Here is a 4,829-nt window from a genome sequence, read left to right on the forward strand (position 1 = left end):
TCCGCATCGTCCCATCCGGTTGCCGGCGGCAAGCTCCAGTCTTCGATCACGTAACGGCGCGCGTCCATCGGCGAAGACAGCAGGTTCTGCCAGTGATCGCCGTGCCACATCGGATCGAAGTCGAAGACCGACGGGTTATCGGCGGCTAGCGTGGGTTGATCGGATACGGCCTTGGCGGGGGAATGAGCGAGCCAGTTGAAAAGGCGGCGGATGTGGTTCGACAGCATGGCAACCTCCTAAGGCACGTTGCTACCACTGCGTTCGATCATGCGATCGTCAAACGAGGGCAACAAGTCGGACAAACACTTACCTAAAGGAGGACTTGGTTACACCTTTGGGTAGAGCCCCAAGGCAGGATTTTCCGCCCGGCGGCCCGATAAAATCTTGGCGAGTAATATCGACGGATTTTCGAGTTTGGCAAGGACTTACATATATCGAATTACACGCCAAGCGCGTGCAATGGTGCACTGGAGGACGATTTTTCCGTTACCTCGAGAATGGCAAAACGATATTTCGTTAGCTGATTTTGCTTTTCCGCGTCTCCTGCCATCGGATTTCCGGTGAAGTCGGGATTTGATGGACTCGATGGCAATGCGCGACTCCGATAAATGGACAGCGGAAACAGCCAATGGAAACCGGTATCGTCAAAGGGTTCGACGATGCTGAAGGCTTTGGCTTCATCACCTCGGACGTGGGCCCTGAACCAGGGCCCTCGATCAGCGCGTGACGGACGTTCCGCCCGGTTTGCCCGGCGCAAACTGGATGCGCGGAGTCAAGCTGGTGCATACTTGCCGCAAACTCACACGTCCGAAACCCCCTATTCAATGTCCGAACAGATTTCGCCGGAACCGGCCCTTGATGTACCCATCGTCTTCGTCGATCTTGAAACGACTGGCGGCTCCGCTACCGAGCATCGCATCACCGAGGTCGGCGTCGTCGAGATAGGGCCGGCGGGCGTTTCGCGGTGGAGTAGCCTGGTCGATCCACAGAAGCCGATTCCGTCGTTTATCCAGCAGCTCACTGGCATCACCAACGAAATGGTGCGCGGCGCGCCGACCTTCGAGTCGATCGCGCCGGCGCTGTTCGCGCGCTTGAGCGGCAAGCTGTTCGTTGCGCACAATGCGAGTTTCGATCGTGGATTTCTGCGCAGCGAGTTTCGCCGCATCGGGCTCGCGTTCGATCCCGACGTGCTGTGCACAGTGCGGTTGTCGCGCGCGTTGTTTCCGGCCGAAAAACGTCACGGCCTCGATGCGCTCGTCGAACGTCACGCGCTCGTGCCATCCGACCGCCATCGCGCGCTCGCCGACGCGGATCTGATCTGGCAGTTCTGGCAGCGCCTGCATGCGCTCGTTCCGCTGGATGCATTGCGCACGCAGATCGAGCGCACGACGCGGCGCTACCGGCTGGCCGGCGATATCACGGAGGATCTGCTGGATACCGCGCCCGCGGGCTGCGGTGTGTATGCGTTCTATGACGAAGCCGATGCGCCGCTCTACGTCGGGCGAAGCGTGCGCGTGCGCCAGCGGCTGCGCTCACATCTGACCGGTGAGCGGCGTTCATCGAAGGATATCCGGCTCGCACAGCGCGTGCGCCGCGTCGAATGGCGTGCGACCGGCGGCGAGCTGGGCGCGATGCTTGCCGAGGCGCAATGGATCGCGACACTGCGGCCCGGCCAGAACCGGCTGCCGAAGGTGACGAAGAGCGATCCCGCCGATGCGGCGTGGCCGTTCGCGGGGCCGATCGTTTTCGAGGAGCGTGAGGATGCGCAGCGCGTCTTCCACGTCGTCGATCGTTGGCGTTATCTCGGACACGCGCTGTCGCTCGCGCAGGCGGCCGAGCTACATGCGTCGGTGATGGCCGGATCGTTCGAACTGTCGACGTATCGGATCCTGCAGACCCATCTCGCACGCGGTCTGCGCGTCATGCCGTTGAGCGTGTCGAGCGCCACGGCCGAGTCCAGCCTCGTCTAGCCGCCGCGCAGCGGTGCGCGTTACCCGGCGCGAACCGATCAGCCTGTCGCGCCGACGCCGCCCGTTTCGCACACGTGACCGAGCGCGCGGGTCAAGGCGGTCGAACGCGCCGAGTCATAACGCGTCAGCGATTTCCAGTTAGCAAGCGACTGCCCGACGCGCGTCGGGCAATCCGCCGACGCGCGCAACGGCTGCACGCGCGCGAGGCTGGCCACCAGCGATTGCGTCAGCTTGTCGAGTTGCGGTCGCGTGCTGGTCACGAGGTCGGGCGCCGGTTCCTGGGGCGGCTGGCCGCTGCGCCATGTGGCAAACAGCGCGTTCTGCACCTCCTTGCTCGCGTCGATCTGATCCTGGAAGAATGCCCGGGCAAACGCCGGGTCGACGTTCGCCGCCGCCGCACGCTTTTCCACATCGGCGAGCAGCGCATTTTCACGCGGGCTATCGGTGATGGGTTGGCGATGCGCCCACTTCCAGCGCGCGACCGGCTCCGCGAGCGCAAGACGCTGCGACGCCAGCGCGATCAGATTGGTGAGCGCGGTGTCGTCGCCATCGGCGAGGGCGGGGGCAGGTGTGAAGACAAAGCTGACGGCGGCAAGCGCGAGCGCGCATGACGCGGCGATGCGAGGCGAACGATTCATGAGATGGAGGTGGCCGGGCGACCGCTGACGAAAAAGCACAAGAATAAATGATGCCCGGCAGGCCGCGTGCACCAGGCCGGCGGGATGCCGCCGGCGGCGAGGGTGTCATGCGCCATGCGTCTGACGCACGCGCGCACGCGCACGTTTGATCGACGCGTTCCGGCGATATACGATCAGATGGCCTGTTTACTGTGTCGGCGTGGACGCTGGACGACCCGGGCGCGTGCATTCACCGCTCGCCGCATTCACCAGCAGCGATGCTGCGCGTCGCGAACGCCCGGTTACTTCGGGTCGCATGACTTGCGTTGTTCGTCGAAAAAAGCTCGAACGTGCTCAGGCAGTACGGCATCCAGAAACTCGACGGCCACGGGTTCCGGATCCGGGTAGAGAACTTTGTCCGGGGTCGGAATCTTCGGTGGTTTCGCATCCATGATGTTTCTCCTTTACAAACCGATTATCTGCCGCGGTACGGTCGACACACCAGTGTCGATATCAAGTCGCATGCTCTCTGTTGCTTTAACGGCACAAGCACACACCGGCGCAGAGCGTTTCAATAATTTGTCGCCTATCCGTCTGACGGATTTCGCTTCGCGCAATCATGACCACCGTTGTGCAATGCCGCATGGGCACGCTTTTTCCGCCGTTTATGACTGAACGTTCGTATTTTCCGATCGAACGATCCACCGCTGCTTCTTTTGTAAACGGCGTCTCGTGGACTTCGTTGACCGCCAGACACTATTTAATGAATTGTCGTCCGCGCATTCGCGCTCGACAGTTAGCTGGCAAACCATTTACCGCGCTTTTGTGACAAACGTCGGCGGCTGATGCAGATCATCGGGCGCTCTACTGCTTCTGTCGCAAAGCCATGTTCGCCGTCGGGCGTGAGGTGTACCACGCATGCGTATGACGGGGCTGCGGATCACGAGAGTCGTGGTTCCTCGGCGGAGGTTGGGACGGAAAGCGTCAGTGGTCCCAAGGAAGCTAACGACGACGGGGCCGTAAGACAGCTCGGTTGCGAGCGGCTGAGCAGCGTCGGTCGTTAGCCGGCCTCGCGACGCGTGCCGGTTATCGTGGCCGGTATGATGTTTCGCCCCGCATCACGCGTATCGAATGCGTCGCTGCAAAAGAAAAAGCCCAGTCGTGAGGACTGGGCTTTTGCTTGAAACTTGATGGTGCCGGAAAGAGGAATCGAACCCCCGACCTTCGCATTACGAATGCGCTGCTCTACCGTCTGAGCTATTCCGGCATCAGGAGAAACGAGATTATAGGGACTAGTTCATCAACTTGGCAAGTCCCCGAATACACTTTGTTCCGGGATCACTTTTTCGCTTCGAGGTGGTAACGGGTCACGCGATCGACCTCGTTCTTCGAACCGAGGAACACCGCGACGCGTTCATGCAGACTCTTCGGCTGGATGTCGAGAATGCGCTTCTCGCCATTGGTCGCCGCGCCGCCGGCCTGCTCGACGATGAACGCCATCGGATTGGCCTCGTACATCAGACGCAGCTTGCCTGGCTTGTCCGGCGTGCGCTTGTCGGCCGGGTACATGAACACGCCGCCGCGATTGAGGATACGGTGCACGTCGGCCACCATCGACGCGATCCAGCGCATGTTGAAGTCGGCCTGACGCGGCCCTTCGTTGCCCGCCTTCAGCTCGCCGATGTACTGCTGGACCGGGGCATACCAGTGACGCTCGTTCGACGCGTTGATCGCATACTCGCGCGTCTCGACAGGAATGCGCATATCGCTTTGCGTGAGCACCCACGAGCCGAGTTCGCGATCGAGTGTGAAGCAGTTCACGCCGTTGCCGGTGGTCAGCACCAGCACGGTCTGCGGGCCGTACACCGCATAGCCCGCCGCAACCTGCTGGGTGCCGGGCTGCAGGAACGACTGCTCGGTCGCCTGCTGGCCGTCCGGGCAGCGCAGCACCGAGAAGATCGTGCCGATCGACACGTTGACGTCGATATTCGAGGAGCCATCCAGCGGATCGAACACCAGCAGATATTCGCCCTTCGGATAGTTGGCGGGAATCGGGAAGAACTTTTCCATCTCTTCGGAAGCCATGCCGGCGAGATTGCCGCCCCATTCGTTCGCTTCGAGGAGGATTTCGTTCGACAGAATATCGAGCTTCTTCTGCACCTCGCCCTGGACATTCTCGCTGCCCGCCGAGCCGAGCGCATCGCCGAGCGCGCCCTTGCTGACGTGATAGCTGATCGCCTTG

The 4,829-nt window shown here is 61.6% G+C and carries 5 protein-coding genes, 1 tRNA gene and 1 pseudogene; 2 read left to right on the top strand and 5 right to left on the bottom strand.

Features of this window, described 5'->3' with window-relative positions:
* The coding region (locus VGH68_RS24010; protein ID WP_331606203.1) for a hypothetical protein at positions 1-227 on the bottom strand (227 nt) is incomplete at its 3' end.
* 401 nt (positions 228-628) lie between these two features.
* Between VGH68_RS24010 and VGH68_RS30150 the strand changes: the two are divergent.
* Both VGH68_RS30150 and VGH68_RS24015 read left to right on the top strand, forming a co-directional pair.
* Positions 629-703: pseudogene (locus VGH68_RS30150) on the top strand (cold-shock protein); the annotation flags it as partial.
* 121 nt (positions 704-824) lie between these two features.
* Entirely contained in the window at positions 825-1,970 is a 1,146-nt protein-coding gene (locus tag VGH68_RS24015; protein ID WP_331606204.1) for an exonuclease domain-containing protein, read from the top strand.
* Between the two features lie 38 nt (positions 1,971-2,008).
* Here the strand turns inward: VGH68_RS24015 and VGH68_RS24020 are convergent, their stop codons facing one another.
* The 4 genes from VGH68_RS24020 to VGH68_RS24035 form a co-directional block, all read right to left on the bottom strand.
* Positions 2,009-2,608 carry a chorismate mutase gene (locus tag VGH68_RS24020; protein ID WP_331606205.1) on the bottom strand — a complete coding sequence of 200 codons (600 nt, stop codon included), beginning with the start codon at positions 2,606-2,608 and terminating at the stop codon, positions 2,009-2,011.
* 281 nt (positions 2,609-2,889) lie between these two features.
* Complete coding sequence (locus VGH68_RS24025) at positions 2,890-3,039, bottom strand: hypothetical protein (protein ID WP_331606206.1); 150 nt, start codon at positions 3,037-3,039, stop codon at positions 2,890-2,892.
* 739 nt (positions 3,040-3,778) lie between these two features.
* Positions 3,779-3,854: transfer RNA gene (locus tag VGH68_RS24030), tRNA-Thr, on the bottom strand.
* A gap of 71 nt (positions 3,855-3,925) precedes the next feature.
* Positions 3,926-4,829 (bottom strand): class 1 fructose-bisphosphatase (locus VGH68_RS24035; protein ID WP_331606207.1); only part of this gene is annotated, 904 nt, incomplete at its 5' end.

Source organism: Paraburkholderia sp. (assembly GCF_036488505.1).
Lineage (GTDB): Bacteria > Pseudomonadota > Gammaproteobacteria > Burkholderiales > Burkholderiaceae > Paraburkholderia.

Coding starts and splice junctions, on each gene's coding strand:
- VGH68_RS24015 (WP_331606204.1), top strand. CDS start 825: ATGTCCGAACAGATTTCGCCGGAACCGGCCCTTGATGTACCCATCGTC.
- VGH68_RS24020 (WP_331606205.1), bottom strand. CDS start 2,608: ATGAATCGTTCGCCTCGCATCGCCGCGTCATGCGCGCTCGCGCTTGCC.
- VGH68_RS24025 (WP_331606206.1), bottom strand. CDS start 3,039: ATGGATGCGAAACCACCGAAGATTCCGACCCCGGACAAAGTTCTCTAC.